Genomic DNA, 17,546 nt, shown 5'->3' with positions numbered 1-17,546 from the left:
GATGTTCAGGCTGCGATCGTCCGTGGGCGCGTAGCGGTAGTTGAGGTTGATGTGTTCTGCGAGCGGTCGTTTCGCTGCTGCGTCAGGGCCAGCAGGGTACTGTCGAAGCGGGGAGCCGCTCCGCCCAGGTTGTAGATGTCGATCTCGTCCGAGGAGTTTCCCCGGAAATCGTTGTAACGCCCTCCCAACAGTACGCCCAGGGTCTGGTGGTCCGACAGCCGTACGTCGGCGCCCACCCGGTAGGTTGCCCCTTCATTGTTGTTGAAGGCATAGACGTATTCGTCCATCAGCAATCCGTTCTGGTTGTTCTCGAAGACCATGCGGTTGTAGTTGTCGGAATTCGCGTACCCCAGGGTGCCATACACGTTCAGCCAGGGGTTGCGGTAATTGCCCGTGGCGTTAAGGTTACTGCGGAAATAGCGGCCCTGGCTCCCGTTGAGGCTCAAACTCCCGTTGGCGCCCTCGTCCTCGGCCTTTTTGAGGCGGATGTCGATGATGCCGGCGTTGCCTTCGGCTTCGTAGCGGGCCCCGGGGTTGGTGATGATGTCGATGCGGTCGATCTCCTCGGCGGTCAGATTGCGCAGGTAGTTGCTCAGGTCACTGCCGGTTAGCGGCAGGCGGCGGCCGTCGACGTAGAGCAGCACCCCGGATCGGCTGAGGACGTTGATGTTGTCGTTGTTGTCGACAGTTACCCCCGGCGCCTTGCGCAGCAGGTCGAGACCGGAGTTGCCCACGGCGTTGATGGTCCCCTCCACGTTGAAGACCGTCCGGTCGGGCTTCACCTCCACCAGGGCCCGTCGGGCGGTTACGGTGGCTTCGGAAAGCTCCACGGCGGCGGGGGCCAAGGTAAGTACGCCGAGGTCGGTATTGGCCGTCACTACCAGCGATTCACGTCGCAGTGCGGGCGCCCCGAGGTAGGTCACTTCCAGGTTATAGGTTCCGCCGTTCACGCCCACCATCCGGAAAAGGCCGCTGTCGTCGGTCGTTTCCACCTTTACGAGGGTGCTGTCCGTAGCCTGGTAGAGGGCGACGTTGGCGAAGGCTACGGCGGCTCCCTCCGCGTCCTGCACCTGTCCGACCAACTTCAATTGAGCGCGTACGCAGGTGCCAAGGGCCAGAAAAAATAGCAGGGTAAGGGCAGTTCTCATCGCTTCGGGTTTTCCGCTCATCAATGTTTGACCATCAATTACGGCCCAATTCCCGATGTCGCCCAAAGGAATCGATGGATGGGCTCCGCAAGCGGATGAGTTACCAATGCGGAACAGACCGACGAAGGGAGGGTGAAACACGCCGGCCTTTTGTCAGACATCGGATGTCTGTCAAAATGACAGACATCCGATGTCTGACAAAAAGTCGCAGTCTTAGTGAACGCGGCTGGCCTCGGCCTCCAGGCCGGTATCGCGGCGGCGCGACTGCACCTTCTGGTTGCCGAAGTTATAGCTGAGGCTCAGGCCCAACCGCTGGCTGTCGCGCACGACGCGCCCTTCGGCGTAGAGGCCGTTGAAGTTGCTGCTGCCGTCGATGACGGAGCTGTAGAGCAGGTCGCTGAAGGTGAGTTTCGCGGTGAGTTGCTGCTGGAGGAAGCGGCGCTGCAGGCCCAGGTTGATCACCCCGAAGCCGTTGTACTCGAAGGTACCGCCGCCGACACCGGGGCCGATGTACTGGCCGGTGACCTCGGCGGTAAAGCCGCCCGGCAGGGTGAAGGTATTCTGGTTGTAGAAGCGGTAGTTGAACACCTCGATGTTCACCGTGCCGCCCTCCCCGTAGTCGGCTTCGTTGCTGAGGTAGCCCCCTGTGGCGTTCAGGTAGGTGCGCCACCAGGTGAAGAGCTGAATGGGAGCGCTGGCCGTGAAGCTGTAGACGGTCTGCCGGGCCAGGTTGTCGTAGGTTTCGAAGCCGGCGCGGGGGTCGAAGCTGTCGGGGCTCAGCAGCTGGGCCACCTGGTCTTCGGTACGGCTGTAGGCCAGCTTGAAGTTGTAGCGGCGGCCGATGACGTAGCCGAGTTCCACGTTATTGATCTTCTCAGGCTGGAGGAAGGGGTTGCCACGGCGGTAGCTCAGCTCATTCAGCTGGACGCGGAAGGGGTTCAGGCTGTTGTAGTCGGGGCGGTTGATGCGGCGGCCGTAGCGCAGGTTCAATACGTTGCCCGAGGCCAGGGTGTGGGTGATGCCCAGGTTGGGAAACAGGCTGAGGTAGTCGAAATCAACCGGCGGGGCGGGCGTCCCGGCGAAGGCGGTGAGGGCTCCGGTGGCGTCGGTGACTTCCATGCGCAGGCCCAAACTGTAATCCCACCGCTCACCCAGGGAAGCGCTGTAGCTGGAGTAGAGGGCGTAGACGGCCTCGTCGTAGCCGAAGCGGTTGCTGCGCCCGTCGATAAGCCGGCGGTCGCCGCGCAGTCCTTCGTAGAACAGGAAGGTATTGTCCGTGGCTACGCTGGAGAACTTGGCACCCGCGCTCGCCGCCCCCTTGCCGACGGGAAACTCGTAATCCAGCCGGGCGGTGTAGATGTCGATGTCGACGGGCGTATCGAAGGAGTTGTTGGCCACCGAGAGCGGCTGGCCGGCCGGGGAAAAGTAGCGGTTGGGCTGGTCGATCAGGTTGTCGTTGCGGAAGCGGCCGTAGTCCAGGTCGACGTTCAGGTTGTGGCCCGCGGCGATGGCGAAGTTGTAGTTAAGGTTTACCGTATTCTGGTTGTGGTCGCCGTCGTCGAAGACCTGTGCCCGCAGGATGCTGTCAGGTACTCCGGTTACGGGCTGCCCCCCGGCCGCCGCCAGGGTAAATATCTCGGTGCTGTTGTTGACCTCCCGGAATTCGTTCTGGAACTGGCCGCTGACCAGCAGTCCGAGGGTCTGCCGCTGGCCGAGGTAGACGTCAAGTCCCGCCCTGACGCCGGGGGTGCGCAGGGTGGGCACGCTCAGCAGGTCGTCGATGAGGAGGAAGTTGTTCTGCCGGCTGACGAAGTCACTTTCGGAGAACGACTGGTTGCGGGTGTAGCTCAGGTTGGCGAATACGTTGAAGCGGTCATTGCGATAGTTGCCGCCGGCGTTTACCGCGTACTGGGCGTAACGGCCCTGGCTGCCGGAAGCGGAGAGGCTGCCGTTGGCGCCTTCGTCCTCGGCGCGCTTGAGGCGGATGTCGATGATGCCGGCGTTGCCCTGGGCTTCGTAGCGGGCCCCGGGACTGGTGATGATGTCGATGCGGTCGATCTGTTCCGCGGTGAGGGTACGCAGGTAGTTGCTCAGGTCGGTTCCCTGGAGGGGCAGGCGGCGGCCATCAATGTAGATCAGCACCCCGGAGCGGCTCAGCACGCTGATGTTGTCGTTGTTGTCGATGGATACGCCCGGCGCCTTGCGCAGCAGGTCGAGACCGTCGTTACCCGCGGCGTTGATGGTTCCCTGGACGTTGAACACCGTCCGGTCTGGTTTCACTTCCACCAGGGTGCGGGTGGTACGCACGGTGGCCTGGGCCAGGTCCACGCCCGCGGGGGCCAGGGACAAATCTCCGAGGTCCCGGTCGCCGGTGACGTTCAGTTCGTTGATGCGCAAATCGGGGGTGCCGAGGTAGCTGACGACCAGAAAGTACCGGTTCTGCGGCACATTGCCGAGGCTGAAGGCACCGTTGTCCTGGGTGACTTCCACCTTAACCAGCGATGAATCAGCGGCGGTGTAGAGGGCTACGTTGGCGTAGGGCACCGCTTGCCCTTCCGTGTCGAGTACCCGGGCGGAAATCCGGTGCTGGGCCCACAGGCCGGTGCTGCAAAAGAGGAAAACCAGTAGCCAAAAACTGCGATTCATATGGTTGGGGCGGGGGCTGAGAAAAGATAAAGGTAGCTTGACAATTCGTTGCCGCGAAACCCGAACGTAGCCGGACAGCGGGTTGACCCGCCTGTTTTCCCACTTTCCCCGACACCTCCGCTTTATATTAGCTTCATGAACCTGGAGACTTTTCGCGCTTACTGCCTGGCCAAACCCGCTACCACCGAAAGCCTTCCCTTCGGACCCGACACCCTGGTGTTGAAGGTGGCCGGAAAGATGTTTGCCCTAACCGGTCTCGACGCCGAGGACTTCCGCATCAACCTGAAATGCGAGCCCCAGCGGGCCATTGAGCTGCGGGAGCGCCACCCCGAAATCGTACCGGGTTATCACATGAACAAGCGCCACTGGAATACCGTGCGCGTGGAGCAGGGGCAATTCACGGACGCGTTCGTGGAATCCCTCATCGACCACAGTTACGATCTGGTTGTGGCCGGGCTACCGAAAAAAGTCCGCGCCGAATGGGCGTTGTGACGTATATAATTTTTTTGCCTAACTTCGGATTTAGTCGGCTCGACGCCAAAGTTTCAGGATTCAGCCCCTACAATTCCCGGACGGGATAGCGACCAGCCTACCCCAGTTTCCGCAGCTGGTTGAGCATGGCGCGCATGTCCTTCGGAAGTTCCACTTCGAAGTGCATCCACTCCTCGGTGGCGGGGTGGGTAAAGCCCAGGCGGGAGGCGTGCAGTGGCACCCGGTCCAGAAGGGGGCGTTCCACTTCGTGCTTGCCCTTGTTGTAGCGTTTGCCCTTGATCTCCGAGAGCAGGAACTCCGTCCGCTTGCCGTAAAACGGGTCAACGATCAGCGGGTGGCCGAGGTAGGCCAGGTGAACCCGGATCTGGTGGGTACGCCCCGTGAAAATCTGCACGCCCACGAGACTGAACTTGCCGAGCACTTCCATCACCTTGTAGTCGGTGCGCGCGAACTTGCCGTTGCGGTTAGTGACCATCATGCGGCCCACCTTGGAGGGATGGGGTGCGATGGGCTCGTCGATCTCCCCCTCTTCCGGCTCGGGCACGCCGTCGACGAGGGCCAGGTATACTTTCTCCACCTCCCGGGCCTCGAACTGCATGCTCAGTCCGCGGTGGGCCTCAGGGGTACGGGCAAAGACCAGGGCGCCGGTGGTGGGGCGGTCGAGGCGGTGCACGGGGATGACGCTTCCGTAGCGGTCGGAAAGCAACTGCTTGAGGTTGGGCAGGTCGGGGTCGTGGCGATCGGGTACGGTGAGGACGTCGGCGGGCTTGTTGACGACCAACAGGTGTTCGTCTTCGTGGAGGATGTCGAGCTTCATAGCCGCAAAGAAAACGCTTTCGGAGGGGTTGCCGGGGGGAGCTGGTCCCCAGCTCAGTGGTCGGACGAACCCACCACCCGCCTGATCACCCGCAGCCAGTTTCCGGACAATACCTGCTCCCGCTCCGCAGCGCCGTACCCCCGGCCTTCCAGCAGCTCCTCCAGCCGTTGCAGGTCGGCGACGGTATCGAGGTCGGCGGGCGACTGCTCCCGCCCGAACAGCCCGTCCAGGTCGCTACCGATACCCACGTGGTTGCAGTTGCCCGCCAGCTGGCACACGTGGTCGAAATGGTCCACTACGCGTTCGAGGAGGATGTTCAACTCCTGCGAATTATCCCTACCCCGTTCGTATCCCGGGTGCAGCATCCACGCATCTAGCGCCCCGCCCAGCAGTCCGCCGCGTTCGATGACGGCGCGGATCTGGTCGTCGCTGAACTGCCGCTCCCCCGCTACCAGGGCCCGGCAATTCTGGTGGCTGGCCGCTACCGGACCTTCGTAGATTTCCAGGGCCTCGAAGAATCCGCGGTCGGTGAGGTGGGTTAGGTCGAGCAGCATTTTGAGGTCCGCCATTTCCTTCAGGAGTTCACGGCCCTCCGGGGTAAGGCCGCTGCCGTCCAAGCCGGTGCCGGCGGCGTACCTCCCCGGGCCGAAGTGGGCCGGCCCGATCGACCGCAGCCCCTGTTGGTAGTAGCGGTGGAGGTAATCCAGGTTGACGATCGAGTCAGCACCCTCCAGGGCCAGTACGTATCCGATCGGCTTGCTGGCGTCCTCGGTGTCGCGGGCCCAGTGTGCGAGGTGATCCTCCAGGCCAGTGGCGGAGACAATGGGAACCATTTCCCCCTGGGCTTCCATTTCCCGGTACCAGGCCAGTTGCCCCTGGGCGTCGGCCCAGGCCTGGGCGGCTGAGTGCCACCCGGGAAGACGTACGGTCTGGGCTCCCGCCCCCGGCGGGGTATAACGCGCGATGAGGGTGGCCAGCACCAATCCTACCCTTCCTTTGCGAAGTTCGGGCAAGGCGACCGTCCCCCGTCCCCGGTCGGGGTGGTCGGCAAGGTTCAGTTCTCGCTCCCGCTGCCGGATGCGGTACACCGGTTGGGTCAGGTCGCGGTTGTAGGCCATGGCGTTGGTGGCCAGGTCCAGGTGTCCGTCAACGATGAAGGGGCGCGAGCGTGCCATGCGGTGGGGACTCAGACGGTAATTTTCTGTTTGCGGGCAGCCACCGACCAGCCTTCCCCTACCCTGCCAGCGGTCACCGGCAGCAATTCCTCGTAGAGGTTCACCGTAGGACAAACGTGGCGGGGCACGGCCCAGTGGACCTGCCCTACCTCATATCCACTCGTATCGGGGACGGTAATGACGAGGTGCTCCTCCCACTGTCCCCGGATCTCGTACTGATCGATTCCGGGGAAGTAGACCCGCGGCTGCGGCGGATCGGCCGCAACAGCCTTGGATCCGAGGTCAAAGCACAGGGTATTCCCGTCGATTACCGACAGTACCCGGGTCAGCAGCAGGGCCGCCGGCTCGAAAGGCCATTCCGGGAAGCTGCTTCCGTAGCCCGAGTCCCAGAGGAAGAAGGTGCCCGGGCTCACCCAGGTGTTCCGTTTACCGACGTAAAAGGGGAAGTTCGGCGAACCAGCCACCACCACCTCCAGGGAACGACCGTACTGGGCCTCCGCCGAGGAGCGCAAGCGTTCCACCTCATCGAACACAGCCGTGGCGCGGTCGCGGCGGACCGCCTCCTCCGTATCCCGTATGTGACCGTCGTACACATGAAAGCCCCTTAGTTCCAGTCCCGGCAGGGTTTCCAGCAAGCGCAGCAGGTCGACCGCATCGGCGGGTGGTAGGCCGGTCCGGTCCATCCCCATATTCAGGTCGACGTACACCGGCAGGGGGTGGTCGGCAAATCTTGCGGAAAGCATGCGGGCGGTGGCGGCATTATCGACGAGGCTCGAAAATTCCGTCTCGGGGTACAGTCGTCGCAGTTCCCCCCACCGGCGGGCCTTCACCTCCGAGAGCTGATAGCTGAGCAGCACCCGCCGGGCACCGGCGGCGCCCAGCAGTTCGCCTTCGCTGACGGTGCTGCACTTGAAGCGGGTGATGCCCCGGGAGAGGGCCATTTCCGCCACCTCGCGGCACTTTACCGTCTTGATGTGGGGTTGCAGGCAGTGGCCATCTTCGGTGGCGGTCATCTCCAGGACACGGTCGATGTTGCGGGCGATCACCTCCGGAAAGACCAGCAGGGCCGGTGAATCAATCTGATCCACTTCGGGGACCGCGTACCGGTGGTCGGGTTTCCAGGTCAAGGGGTATCGAGTTTTGCGATGACGTCGATCTCTACCTTGATGCCATTCTTGAGTCCCGACTCCACGGTGGTTCGCGCCGGCCGCACCCCCGTAAAGAAGGTGGCGTATTCGGCGTTGAAGCGGTCGAAGTCGTCGCTGTCGGCCAGGTGGACGGTGCACTTCACCACGTTGTCCATGCTGGCGCCTCCCGCTTCGAGGATGGCCTTAATGTTGTTGAGTACTTGCCGGGTTTCCTCCTCGATGGTACCCAGGGCGTAGGTGGAGGTGGCGAAGTCCATGGGCGTCTGTCCACTTACGAACAGCAGGTCCCCGACGATGACGCCGTCGGAGTAGGCCCCGGTGCTGAAGTCGGTGGCCCGCTGGGGATGGGTGATGCGTTTCTTTTCCATTTATCCTTGGGGTTGATAAGCTTTTACTTGCTGGCGGCTGACGCCGAGGCCATCGATGCCGAGTTCGACCACGTCGCCGGCCTGGAGGTAGCGGTTGGGTTTCATGCCCAGCCCCACCCCGCTGGGGGTTCCGGTGCTGATCACGTCACCGGGCAGCAGCGTCATGAACCGGCTGATGTAGCTGATGCAGGTGGGGATGTCGAAGATGAAGTCGGCGGTAGTGCTGTCCTGCATCGTTTCCCCGTTCAGCTTCAGCCAGAGGCGAAGGTTGTGGGGATCGGTGATCTCGTCGGGGGTGGCGATCCAAGGGCCCAGGGGGGCGAAGGTATCGGCGCTCTTGCCCTTCACCCACTGCCCACCGCGTTCGATCTGGAAGGCGCGTTCGCTCACGTCGTTGTGGAGGAGGTAGCCCGCCACGTGGTCCAGGGCCTCGGCCTTGGTGACGTAGCTGGCGCGCTTGCCGATCACCACCGCCAGTTCCACCTCCCAGTCGGTCTTGGTGCTGTCGCGGGGCAGGACGATGGGGTCGTTCGGTCCGGTGATGGCCGTAGTGGCCTTCATGAAGATCACCGGCTCGCTGGGGGGCTTAGCCCCGGTTTCCGCGGCGTGGGCGGCGTAGTTCATCCCTACACAGACGATCTTGGAGGGGCGGGCGCAAGGGGGCAGTAGCCTGGCATTAGCGGGCACTACCGGGCATTCGCCGGCGTGATCCACCAGCCACCGCCCAAGTCGACCAGGGCCGTCGCTGCCGAAGAAAGATTCGTCATAATCACCGCCGAAGGCGGAAACGTCGAGGCGGGTACCGTCGGCGCGCTGGACGCCGGGGCGGGGCCTGCCGTCCGTAGAGTGGAAGCGTATCAATTTCATTGGGGGAAGATAACCAAGCGGTTTGGCTCGACCACCCCAAGCAGGATTGGCTTTTACGATCCCCATGGCACCCGCGCGCCGCCGCCGCCCAAACATTTACTCCGTTCAGGCGGTAACGCAGGTGCAACGTTCCACACAAAAGCCACAATGCACCATGGTAGAAGCCCTGATCAACTCCACCCTCGACGCCCTCGCCCAGCCCACGAATCAGAAAAATGGCGTTAGCGACGCGATCCTGAAATTCATCCAACCGGCCTTCTCCGATGCGGACGAATTCCAGGACGTCAAGCAAAACCCGACTTCGGATGACTCCGACACCCTGCTCCGGGAACGCCTCGACGACTTTCTCACCGGCAACCCTGATCGCATCGAACAGCTGGAGGATATTCTGGATCGGCAGGATGGACTTGGGGGAGTTAGGTAGTTCTTTAGTTCTTTAGTTCTTTAGGGCTTTAGTTCTTTAGGGGGGCGGCTTTGGTGAATCTATATTGTACTCTCATCGTTAGCCGCTGGTCCTCCGAATGAGAGACAGACCCAAATTCGGTGGTGAGCGCCTGTCGTACTGCAATGGCACCGCGCTACGGTACTGCCGTACTACTGTACTACAGTACTACCGTACCGCAAGACGACCGCCCCACTGTGGATAACTTTTTGTTTGAAAAAGGCGTTTTCTAACTACCTTGCAAGGTCGAAACGCCCTCCCCTATGCCAGAATTCTGCCACCTCCACTGCCACACCCAGTATTCCTTGCTCGATGGCGCTTCGGAGATCGGGGCGATGATGGACAAGGCCCAGGCCGACGGGCAGAAGGGGGTCGCACTGACTGACCACGGCAACATGTTCGGGGCGTTCAAATTCGTGGCGGAGGCCGACAAGCGGGGGTTGAAGCCCATGGTCGGCTGTGAATTTTACCTCGTGGAGGATCGCCGCGTCAAGGCGTTCAGTCGCGCCCGGGGAGAGAAGGACGTGCGCTACCACCAGCTGATGCTGGCCAAGAACAAGACCGGCTACCAGAACCTGGCGAAGCTCTGCAGCCTCGGGTACATCGAGGGACTCTACGGCAAGTACCCCCGCATCGACAAGGAGCTGCTGGTGCAGCACTCCGAAGGGGTGATCGCCACCAGCTGCTGTATCGGCGCCGAAATCCCCCAGCTGCTCCTGCAAGGCAAGGATGAGGAAGCCGAAAAGGCCCTGAAGTGGTGGCTCGATGTCTTCGGCGACGATTACTACATCGAGCTGCAACGGCACCGGGGGCTGGAAAACATCGACGGCCTGGGGATAAGCCAGGAGGACGTGAACCAGAAGCTCCTCGGTTTCGCCCGCAAGCACAACGTCAAGGTGATCTGCACCAACGACAGCCACTACGTGGAAGAGGAAGACTACCTGCCCCACGACATCCTGCTGTGCGTGAACACCGGCAGCCTGATGGAGGACATGAGCCGGTTCAAGTTTCCGAGCTCCGACTTCTACTTCAAGTCGCAGCAGGAGATGTACCGCCTCTTCGGTGACGTGCCCGACAGCGTGGCCAACACCATGGAGATCCACGACAAGATCGACCACCTGAAGCTGACCAGCGACGTACTGCTGCCCAACTTCCCGATGCCGGCGGGCTTCAAAACCCAGGACGAATACCTGCGCCACCTCACCTACGAAGGGGCGAAGAAGCGCTACGGAGAACTCAGCGCCGTGGTCACCGAACGCCTCGACTTCGAATTGGAAGTCATTAAGGCCTCGGGGTACCCCGGCTACTTCCTCATCGTGCAGGACTTCACCGCCGCGGCCCGCAAGATGGGCGTCAGCGTAGGCCCCGGACGGGGATCGGCGGCCGGATCAGCGGTAGCCTACTGTACGGGTATCACCAACATCGACCCGATCAAGTATGACTTGCTGTTCGAGCGATTCCTCAATCCGGAGCGGGTATCGATGCCCGATATTGACATCGATTTTGATGACGTGGGCCGACAGAAGGTCATCGACTACGTGATCGACAAGTACGGGCAGCAGCAGGTGGCCCAGATCATCACCTACGGCACCATGGCCGCCCGCTCCTCCCTGCGCGACGTGGGCCGGGTGATGGACGTCCCCCTCGGCGAGGTGGACAAGGTAGCCAAGTCGTTCCCCGCCCAGCTCGGCGCTACCCTGCGCGACGTACTCGCGCCCAAGGACATCAACCCCAAGCTGAAGTCCAAGCTGAACGGTGACGACACCGAAAAGGCCTACCGCTTCCGCGAGATGGCCGACCGCCAGGACGAGATCGGCGAGATGATCCGCACGGCCTCCAAGCTGGAGGGCAGTATCCGCAACACCGGAGTCCACGCCTGCGGAGTGGTCATCACCCCCACCCCGGTGACCGACCACGTGCCCGTAACGGCCGACAAGGACACGGGGATGTACATCAGCCAGTTCGACAACTCGGTGGCCGAGATTGCCGGACTGCTCAAGATGGACTTCCTCGGCCTCAAGACCCTGAGCATCATCAAGGATGCCCTGGCGATGGTGAAGGACAACCACGGCAAGGACATCGACATCGACGCCATCCCCCTGGACGACCCGAAGACCTACGAGCTTTTCCAGCGCGGGGAGACCAACGGCATCTTCCAGTACGAGTCGGGCGGGATGCAGAAGCACATGAAGAGCCTCAAGCCGACGACCTTCGACGACTTGATCGCGATGAACGCCCTGTACCGCCCCGGCCCGCTGGAGTACATCCCGGAGTTCATCGACCGCAAGCACGGCCGCAAGCCGATCGTGTATACCCTGGACGGGGAGGAAAAGTACCTGAAGGAAACCTTCGGCATCTACGTCTACCAGGAACAGATCATGCTGCTGAGCCAGTCGATCGCCGGCTTCTCCAAGGGGCAGGCCGACGTGCTCCGGAAGGCCATGGGTAAGAAGCAGAAAGCGGTACTTGACAAGATGTTCCCCACCTTCATCGAGGGGGGCAAGGCCAACGGCCACCCCGAGGATAAGCTCGCCAAGATCTGGAAGGACTGGGAGGCCTTCGCCTCCTACGCCTTCAACAAGTCGCACTCCACCTGCTACGCCTTCGTGGCCTACCAGACGGCTTACCTCAAGGCCCACTACCCGGCCGAGTACATGGCCTCGGTACTGACGCACAACCGGACGGACCAGACCAAGCTGACCTTCTTCCTCAAGGAGTGCAAGCGGATGAACGTGCCCGTGCTCGGGCCGGACATCAACGAGAGCCAGGCCGACTTCTCCGTCAACCAGGACGGAGCCATCCGCATCGGCATGACGGCCCTGAAGGGCGTAGGCGAAGGCCCCGTGGAATCCATTCTGGCGGCCCGCAAGGAGGGTGGCCCCTTCGATTCCGTATTCCACCTGATGCAGCGCGTAGAGCCGGGCAGCGTCAACAAGCGGGTGCTGGAAGCCCTGGTGGACGCCGGGGCCTTTGACTGTTTCGAGAGTGTGCACCGGGCCCAGTACTTCGCCCCGAGCGAGAAGTACGACAGCTACCTGGAGCACGTCACCAAATACGCCAACGCCTACCAGAGCCAACTGGCCTCGGCCGCGAACTCCCTCTTCGGGGCGATCCAGGATGAGGTACTCCCCGACGAACCCGTGCCCCCCCAGGCCCGGGAATGGACGCTGCCGGAGAAGCTCAGCCGAGAAAAGGAGGTCACCGGCATCTACGTCAGTGGCCACCCCCTGGACGGCTACAAGCTCGAGATCGACAACTACGTCACCTGCTCCCTGGCCGACCTGGATCCCCAGCGGTACGGCAAGACCAGCCTGCGGCTGGCCGGCATGATCAGCAGCTCCCGCCACATGGTGAGCAAGAACGGCAACGGCTGGGGCATCTTTGAACTGAGCGACTTCGACGAGACCATCGAGTTCCGCCTCTTCGGGGAGGATTACGAGAAGTACAAGCACGTCCTCAACCAGGGCAAGGCCGTCTTCGTCAAGGCCGCCTACCGCCAGCGCTGGAACAGCGAGGAAGTGGAAATCGCCGTAAGCGAAGTAAAACTCCTGGAAGGACTGGGACGAGAAATGACCGAAGCCATCATCCTCAAACTGCCCCTGGGCGACCTGACGAGCGACCTCGTGGTGGCCCTCGAGGAACTCTGCAACCGCTACCAGGGCCGGCAGAAGCTGCGTATGGTCTTCTACGACCCTGAGGAAGACATGAAACTGAAGATGTACAGCCTGAAGCGTACCGTCGACGCCGATACCGACTTCATCAACGAGATCGAGCGATTGGGCATCAAGTACCGGGTGGCGTAGTCGCCTGGACAGAAATATTAGACCCAGCCCCACTCCTGGCCGATACCTGCCGGGGAAAAATCGACTATTCCCCTTCTTCTTGCGGAATGCCCCTGCTGCCGAGTGGCCAGGGAATCCGCGGCAAGAAGCCCTACCTTAGCCGGCGAGTCACGCTCCTATGGCCAATTATTTTCAGCGTAACAAGAAGTTCATCCTCCACTTTGCCTTCTGGACGGTGTACGCTTCCCTGTTTTTCTATACCATCAGCTTCGGCCGCAAGGGGGACCCCGATTGGGCCCGCATCGTGTCGGATACCATCTTTCACGTCGGGGGGATGATGGTCATCAGCTACCTGAATTACTTCTTCTTCCTGCCCCGGCTGCTCAAGGACCAGAACGTCGGCCGCTACCTGCTCACCTTCGTACCCGTCTTTCTGGGCCTGTCCGTGCTCTGGCTCTGGGGCAAGCAGTCCATACTTCACTACTTCTACCCCGACGACCGCTGGATGTATTCGGTGCGCTTCGGCATCAACGTCATCATGAGCGCGTTCTTCGCCGCCGCCTGTGTAGGCCTCCTGAAGTTCGTGGAAGACTACTTCGAGTTAGAAGCCCGCCGCAAGGAACTGGAGAACCAGCAGCTCACTTCCGAGCTGCAGTTCCTGCGGGCACAGGTCAATCCCCACTTCCTGTTCAACACCCTGAACAACCTCTACTACCTGGCCGTAAACCAGAGTACCCGCACTCCAGAGGTCATCGCCAAGCTCTCGGGCATGATGCGCTACATGATCTACGAAAGCAACCACCCCCGGGTGCCGCTGGACAGAGAGATCGAGTACATCGAGAACTACCTGAGCCTGGAACGGCTCCGCCTGGAGGACGACGTGCCCATTGCCTTCGAAGTGAACGGCGCCACCGACCGGGTGCGCATCGCTCCCCTCATCCTGATCACCTTCCTGGAGAACGCCTTCAAGCACGGCATCAGCAGTTCCGCCACCGCGCCCTGGATCACCGTACGCCTCGACGTCGACCGCGACCAATGCGTTTACCGGGTAGCGAACGGCAAACTCTCCGAAGACAGCAAGACCCTCCACGAAAAATCGGGTATCGGCCTGCAGAACGTGCGGCGGCGACTGGCGCTCACCTACCCCGACCGCCACGAACTGTGCATCTCCGATACCGAGGACCGCTACGAGGTAACCCTGAAAATTGACCTGTCATGAAGTTGAGCTGCCTGGTAGTTGACGATGAGCCCATGGCCCGCCGCCTGCTCGAACAGTACATCGAGCGCATGCCCGACCTGTCGCTGATCGCTTCCCTGGGCAACCCGTTGCAGGCCCTAAAACAGCTGCAGGAAGCGCCGCCCGACATCCTTTTCCTGGACGTGCAGATGCCCGAACTGACCGGCATCTCCCTGCTGAAGGTGCTGAAGACCAAACCGGTCATCGTGCTCACCACCGCCTACTCGGAATACGCCCTGGAGGGATACGAGCTGGAGGTAACCGACTACCTGCTCAAACCCATCACCTTCGAGCGCTTCGTGAAGTGCGTGGAACGCATCAGCCACGCCCTCTCCCAGGCCGAGCCTACGCCTCCCGCGGCTTCCCCCGCCGCCCCGGCACCCGCGGCCCCCGCCAATGGTGGCGAACGCTACTTCTTCGTGAAGGACGGCACCAAATCGGTACGGGTCAACTTCGATGACATCACCCACATCGAAGGCCTCAAGGACTACGTGAAGATCCACACCCACGACAAGCGCATCACTACCCTGCAGAGCCTCAAGAACCTGCTCGAGGTGCTGCCGGAGGGCGATTTCGTGCGGGTCCACAATTCCTACATCGTTGCCCTGCGATGGATAGAGGAGGTGCACCGGGATGAGGTGCACGTCGGCGGTGCGGTGGTGCCCGTAAGCGACACCTACCGCCGCGAATTCCGGCGCATCATTGAGGAACGGCAACTGAAGTAAGCCCCCTACCCCTTCCCTACGGCAATAAGTCGGACTACATCCAGCATGGCGCGGTTTACCGCTACGTTCATGTTGTGGTTCCAGTCTTCAAACCGGATGTGCAGGCGGTTTTTGCCACTCTCCAGGGTGATACGCAACGTATTGGACCAGCCCCAGTCGGACCACTCGTCCTGCCCCCGCTGCGGAAAGACCAGGACGTCCCGGTAGGAATCGTTCACGTACAGGCTCCGGATCGCGCACTGGTTGTCGGTGTTCACCGGACCGCTACCGTTGGCGAAGCGGACGTCAACCAGGTAATCGCCCGCCCGCTCTACCGTCACCTCCAGTTCCAGGCAGCGGTTCAGGTCGGTGGAAACCTCCACGAAACCAGCCCCCGAAAATCCAGTGTACGGTAGATCGGCCGCCGGGGCAAAGTCTTCGACCTGCAACTCAATCACATGAGCGGCCCGCCAGACGGGCTCACTCAGGAAGGAAGACAGGCCATCCTCCGCGTGGGCGCTGACCTGGTAAACGGCAAAATCACCCGCTGCGGAAAGCTCCACCGACTCGCGGTGGGTGTCCTGCCAGGGCTTCCCATTGCGGTAGATGCGGTACCCCTGGGCTCCGGCCACCGGGGGCCACACGAGCTGCCCGCCTGACCGGGTCGCGCGGGGAGTCGGCAAACTGAAGGCGTTGGGCACGGGGTTGGACTTCCCCGCAGAAAACTCCTCATTTGACAGGCTAATCAGGACCGTGTGCTCACCTTGGATCTCCGACGGGACCAGCGGCTCTTCCCGGGCTTCCCCATCCAGCAAGAACGCGGCAATGCGATTGCCGTAGCCCTCCACGGAAACGGAAAGGGTGGCCTGGCGGTAGCGGAATTTGGTCAGGGACTTCCGGCCCGCATACGCCCGGGGAACGGCTGGTGAGAACCGCAGTCCGCTGGAGGTAAACTCCATACCCAGGAAGACCCGGTACACCATGGCCAGGTTACCGGCAATGCTCCAGAGCATCCGCCGGGAATTGATCTCGGTACCGAGGAAGTCTCCGGTGTCCGCCACCATGTTCTCGTAGTTGGTCAGGAACAGGCCCGCCGCCCGGTAGATGGCCGCCAGGCCGTGGCTGAGCACCGCTTCTTTGCCGGTGCGCGCCGCGGCCAGGTTCCAGTAGGCCTGTACGAATGGCCAGATGCCGTTGTTGTGGTAAGGGGAGATGCCCGGGATCTGGGGGTAGATACACGATACCCCAAAGGGCGTCAGGGGGGACCTGGCTACGATGGAGCGCGCCCGGTCGACATCCGCCACCCCGAACAGGATGCTCAGGGCTTCCCCGAGGGCTTCGAAGCGGTCGGAAAGGACCGGGTGGGAGCGGCCATAGCGGTACTGCCCGTAGTAGCCCCGCTCTTCGCTCCAGAGGTGGTCGTTGATGCCTGCCCTGATCTCCTCCGCCCACTCATCGTAGGGGGCGGGAGATTCGCCCAGCTCCCGGGCCATTTCCGCCAGGATGCGGTGGGCCCGGTAGTGGACGGCGTTGGTACCGAGGTTCAGGGAGGCGAAGATGTCGGCGTTCGTCATCCACTTCGGGTAGGTCTGCTCCCGCCAGTCGAGAAAGGAGGATTCGCCGCGGTACAGCCCGGTGGCCGGGTCGCGAAGCGTCTTCCGGTCGTCTTCCAGGGTGTCCCGAATGATGGGAAAGACTTCCCGCAGCCACTCCCCCTCTCCGGTAACCCGGTAAATCTCCCAGGCGGCCAGTACCCAGGTGGTGCGGTCGGTGGAGACCGGCCAAGCCCCACCCGAGCCGGTATCCTGTACGATGCGGCCGCGCTTCACCTTACGGCGCAGGCTGTTCTTGGCCACCTCCGGTTCCAGAAAGGCCAGGGAAAGCAGGATGCTGTAACTGATGTCGCGGGTCCAGACGCCCCCCCACTCCGCCCCCGTGCGGAAGGTGCCGTCGGCCTCTATGTTGCGGCGGGCCTCTTCCCGTGCCAAGTTGAACAGGGCGTCCACCAGGGGTTGATCGGAGTGGTACTGCGGCTGGTCGCTCAGGTCGAGGCTCGCCCGCCATTCCCGGTCTTCGGCCTCTACCGGGTGATAGGGGTTAAGTGTTACCGTCAGGCTGTAAATATCCCCTTCCCCCGTCGGCATGAGGCGCAGCCCGTGCTCTTCCAGGCTCACGTAATCCCAGGTCAGCGGCTCGGAGCCACCGGCCAGGTAGAATCCCTTGAAGTCGGCTTCGGCGATCCGGGTGCAATCGTAGGTTTCGTAGTAGCCCCGCTCGCGGAACTGATTCAGTACCGGGGAAACGTCTATCCGGAAGGTATAGGGCACATTCACCGGGAGGTAGGACGGGGGCAGGGGCGGATTTCCTTCCGGCCTTTCCCCGAAGGTGATCACGGGCGACTGTCGCTCCCCGTCCCCGACTACGACCCAGTGGTGGATACCGGGCGGCAGCTCGTTGTCCTTCTCGTTGATGCTCACGTTGAAGTGGATCAGGCGAGAGAAAGTGGCGCTGGCCGGACTGCGGTAATTGGAAACGAGGTGGGTGGGCGAAAGCGCCAGGGCCAGGTTGTCGCCCTGCTGCACCCGGTCGGCGTGGACGGTGAAGACGGAATGGGCGTAGAGAATATCGGAAGTTTCGGGGTCGCGCATGCTGTCGGGGTTGCGGCTGCCACTACCGGTGGGGCCTCACTTACCAAACCCGATGACGGTCCGGGGTTCACT

Annotated in this window: 13 protein-coding genes; 5 read left to right on the top strand and 8 right to left on the bottom strand. The window is 62.1% G+C overall.

Annotated features, from left to right (window positions below; all coding sequences use genetic code 11):
• Nucleotides 1-5 precede the first annotated feature (5 nt).
• Both CGL56_RS18485 and CGL56_RS14395 read right to left on the bottom strand, forming a co-directional pair.
• Nucleotides 6-1,148, bottom strand: coding sequence for a TonB-dependent receptor (locus CGL56_RS18485; RefSeq protein WP_245184310.1), 1,143 nt, complete (start codon nucleotides 1,146-1,148; stop codon nucleotides 6-8).
• Between the two features lie 213 nt (nucleotides 1,149-1,361).
• The gene (locus CGL56_RS14395; protein ID WP_099107276.1) at nucleotides 1,362-3,794 is read right to left on the bottom strand and encodes a TonB-dependent receptor domain-containing protein; all 2,433 of its coding nucleotides are present in this window, start codon (nucleotides 3,792-3,794) and stop codon (nucleotides 1,362-1,364) included.
• Nucleotides 3,795-3,929: 135 nt separating this feature from the next.
• Here CGL56_RS14395 and CGL56_RS14390 point away from each other — a divergent pair, with 135 nt between their 5' ends.
• On the top strand, nucleotides 3,930-4,286 hold the full coding sequence (locus CGL56_RS14390) for an MmcQ/YjbR family DNA-binding protein (RefSeq protein WP_099107275.1): 357 nt from the start codon (nucleotides 3,930-3,932) through the stop codon (nucleotides 4,284-4,286).
• 97 nt (nucleotides 4,287-4,383) lie between these two features.
• On the opposite strand, the gene CGL56_RS14385 is transcribed toward CGL56_RS14390, so the two are convergent.
• Genes CGL56_RS14385 through CGL56_RS14365 form a run of 5 tightly spaced genes read right to left on the bottom strand, consistent with a single transcriptional unit; the run spans nucleotide 4,384 to nucleotide 8,661 of the window.
• Nucleotides 4,384-5,103 carry an RluA family pseudouridine synthase gene (locus tag CGL56_RS14385; protein ID WP_099107274.1) on the bottom strand — a complete coding sequence of 240 codons (720 nt, stop codon included), beginning with the start codon at nucleotides 5,101-5,103 and terminating at the stop codon, nucleotides 4,384-4,386.
• A 53-nt stretch (nucleotides 5,104-5,156) separates the two neighbouring features.
• Nucleotides 5,157-6,278 carry a dipeptidase gene (locus CGL56_RS14380; RefSeq protein WP_099107273.1) on the bottom strand — a complete coding sequence of 374 codons (1,122 nt, stop codon included), beginning with the start codon at nucleotides 6,276-6,278 and terminating at the stop codon, nucleotides 5,157-5,159.
• An 11-nt stretch (nucleotides 6,279-6,289) separates the two neighbouring features.
• Nucleotides 6,290-7,405 (bottom strand): D-TA family PLP-dependent enzyme, encoded by a 1,116-nt coding sequence (locus CGL56_RS14375; protein WP_099107272.1) that lies wholly within the window; start codon nucleotides 7,403-7,405, stop codon nucleotides 6,290-6,292.
• Complete coding sequence (locus CGL56_RS14370) at nucleotides 7,402-7,794, bottom strand: RidA family protein (RefSeq protein ID WP_099107271.1); 393 nt, start codon at nucleotides 7,792-7,794, stop codon at nucleotides 7,402-7,404. The genes CGL56_RS14375 and CGL56_RS14370 overlap by 4 nt, the downstream gene beginning before the upstream one ends.
• Complete coding sequence (locus tag CGL56_RS14365) at nucleotides 7,795-8,661, bottom strand: fumarylacetoacetate hydrolase family protein (protein ID WP_099107270.1); 867 nt, start codon at nucleotides 8,659-8,661, stop codon at nucleotides 7,795-7,797.
• Nucleotides 8,662-8,815: 154 nt separating this feature from the next.
• Between CGL56_RS14365 and CGL56_RS14360 the strand changes: the two genes are divergently transcribed.
• The 4 genes from CGL56_RS14360 (at nucleotide 8,816) to CGL56_RS14345 (ending at nucleotide 14,847) form a co-directional block, all read left to right on the top strand.
• Nucleotides 8,816-9,085 (top strand): hypothetical protein, encoded by a 270-nt coding sequence (locus tag CGL56_RS14360; protein WP_099107269.1) that lies wholly within the window; start codon nucleotides 8,816-8,818, stop codon nucleotides 9,083-9,085.
• Nucleotides 9,086-9,366: 281 nt separating this feature from the next.
• On the top strand, nucleotides 9,367-12,906 hold the full coding sequence (gene dnaE, locus CGL56_RS14355) for a DNA polymerase III subunit alpha (protein ID WP_099107268.1): 3,540 nt from the start codon (nucleotides 9,367-9,369) through the stop codon (nucleotides 12,904-12,906).
• Between the two features lie 157 nt (nucleotides 12,907-13,063).
• On the top strand, nucleotides 13,064-14,104 hold the full coding sequence (locus CGL56_RS14350; RefSeq protein WP_099107267.1) for a sensor histidine kinase: 1,041 nt from the start codon (nucleotides 13,064-13,066) through the stop codon (nucleotides 14,102-14,104).
• Complete coding sequence (locus CGL56_RS14345) at nucleotides 14,101-14,847, top strand: LytR/AlgR family response regulator transcription factor (RefSeq protein WP_099107266.1); 747 nt, start codon at nucleotides 14,101-14,103, stop codon at nucleotides 14,845-14,847. Before CGL56_RS14350 ends, CGL56_RS14345 begins: the two co-directional genes overlap by 4 nt.
• A 5-nt stretch (nucleotides 14,848-14,852) precedes the next feature.
• Here the strand turns inward: CGL56_RS14345 and CGL56_RS14340 are convergent, their stop codons facing one another.
• On the bottom strand, nucleotides 14,853-17,474 hold the full coding sequence (locus CGL56_RS14340) for an alpha-L-rhamnosidase-related protein (RefSeq protein WP_099107265.1): 2,622 nt from the start codon (nucleotides 17,472-17,474) through the stop codon (nucleotides 14,853-14,855).
• Nucleotides 17,475-17,546: the final 72 nt, after the last annotated feature.

The organism is Neolewinella marina (genome assembly GCF_002631205.1).
GTDB lineage: Bacteria > Bacteroidota > Bacteroidia > Chitinophagales > Saprospiraceae > Neolewinella > Neolewinella marina.
Note: the sequence above shows the minus strand (reverse complement) of the source record. Positions and strands in the feature narration are given on the sequence as shown.

Coding starts and splice junctions, on each gene's coding strand:
- dnaE (WP_099107268.1), top strand. CDS start 9,367: ATGCCAGAATTCTGCCACCTCCACTGCCACACCCAGTATTCCTTGCTC.
- CGL56_RS14340 (WP_099107265.1), bottom strand. CDS start 17,474: ATGCGCGACCCCGAAACTTCCGATATTCTCTACGCCCATTCCGTCTTC.
- CGL56_RS14390 (WP_099107275.1), top strand. CDS start 3,930: ATGAACCTGGAGACTTTTCGCGCTTACTGCCTGGCCAAACCCGCTACC.
- CGL56_RS14345 (WP_099107266.1), top strand. CDS start 14,101: ATGAAGTTGAGCTGCCTGGTAGTTGACGATGAGCCCATGGCCCGCCGC.
- CGL56_RS18485 (WP_245184310.1), bottom strand. CDS start 1,148: ATGAGAACTGCCCTTACCCTGCTATTTTTTCTGGCCCTTGGCACCTGC.
- CGL56_RS14380 (WP_099107273.1), bottom strand. CDS start 6,278: ATGGCACGCTCGCGCCCCTTCATCGTTGACGGACACCTGGACCTGGCC.
- CGL56_RS14365 (WP_099107270.1), bottom strand. CDS start 8,661: ATGAAATTGATACGCTTCCACTCTACGGACGGCAGGCCCCGCCCCGGC.
- CGL56_RS14395 (WP_099107276.1), bottom strand. CDS start 3,794: ATGAATCGCAGTTTTTGGCTACTGGTTTTCCTCTTTTGCAGCACCGGC.
- CGL56_RS14385 (WP_099107274.1), bottom strand. CDS start 5,103: ATGAAGCTCGACATCCTCCACGAAGACGAACACCTGTTGGTCGTCAAC.
- CGL56_RS14350 (WP_099107267.1), top strand. CDS start 13,064: ATGGCCAATTATTTTCAGCGTAACAAGAAGTTCATCCTCCACTTTGCC.
- CGL56_RS14370 (WP_099107271.1), bottom strand. CDS start 7,794: ATGGAAAAGAAACGCATCACCCATCCCCAGCGGGCCACCGACTTCAGC.
- CGL56_RS14360 (WP_099107269.1), top strand. CDS start 8,816: ATGGTAGAAGCCCTGATCAACTCCACCCTCGACGCCCTCGCCCAGCCC.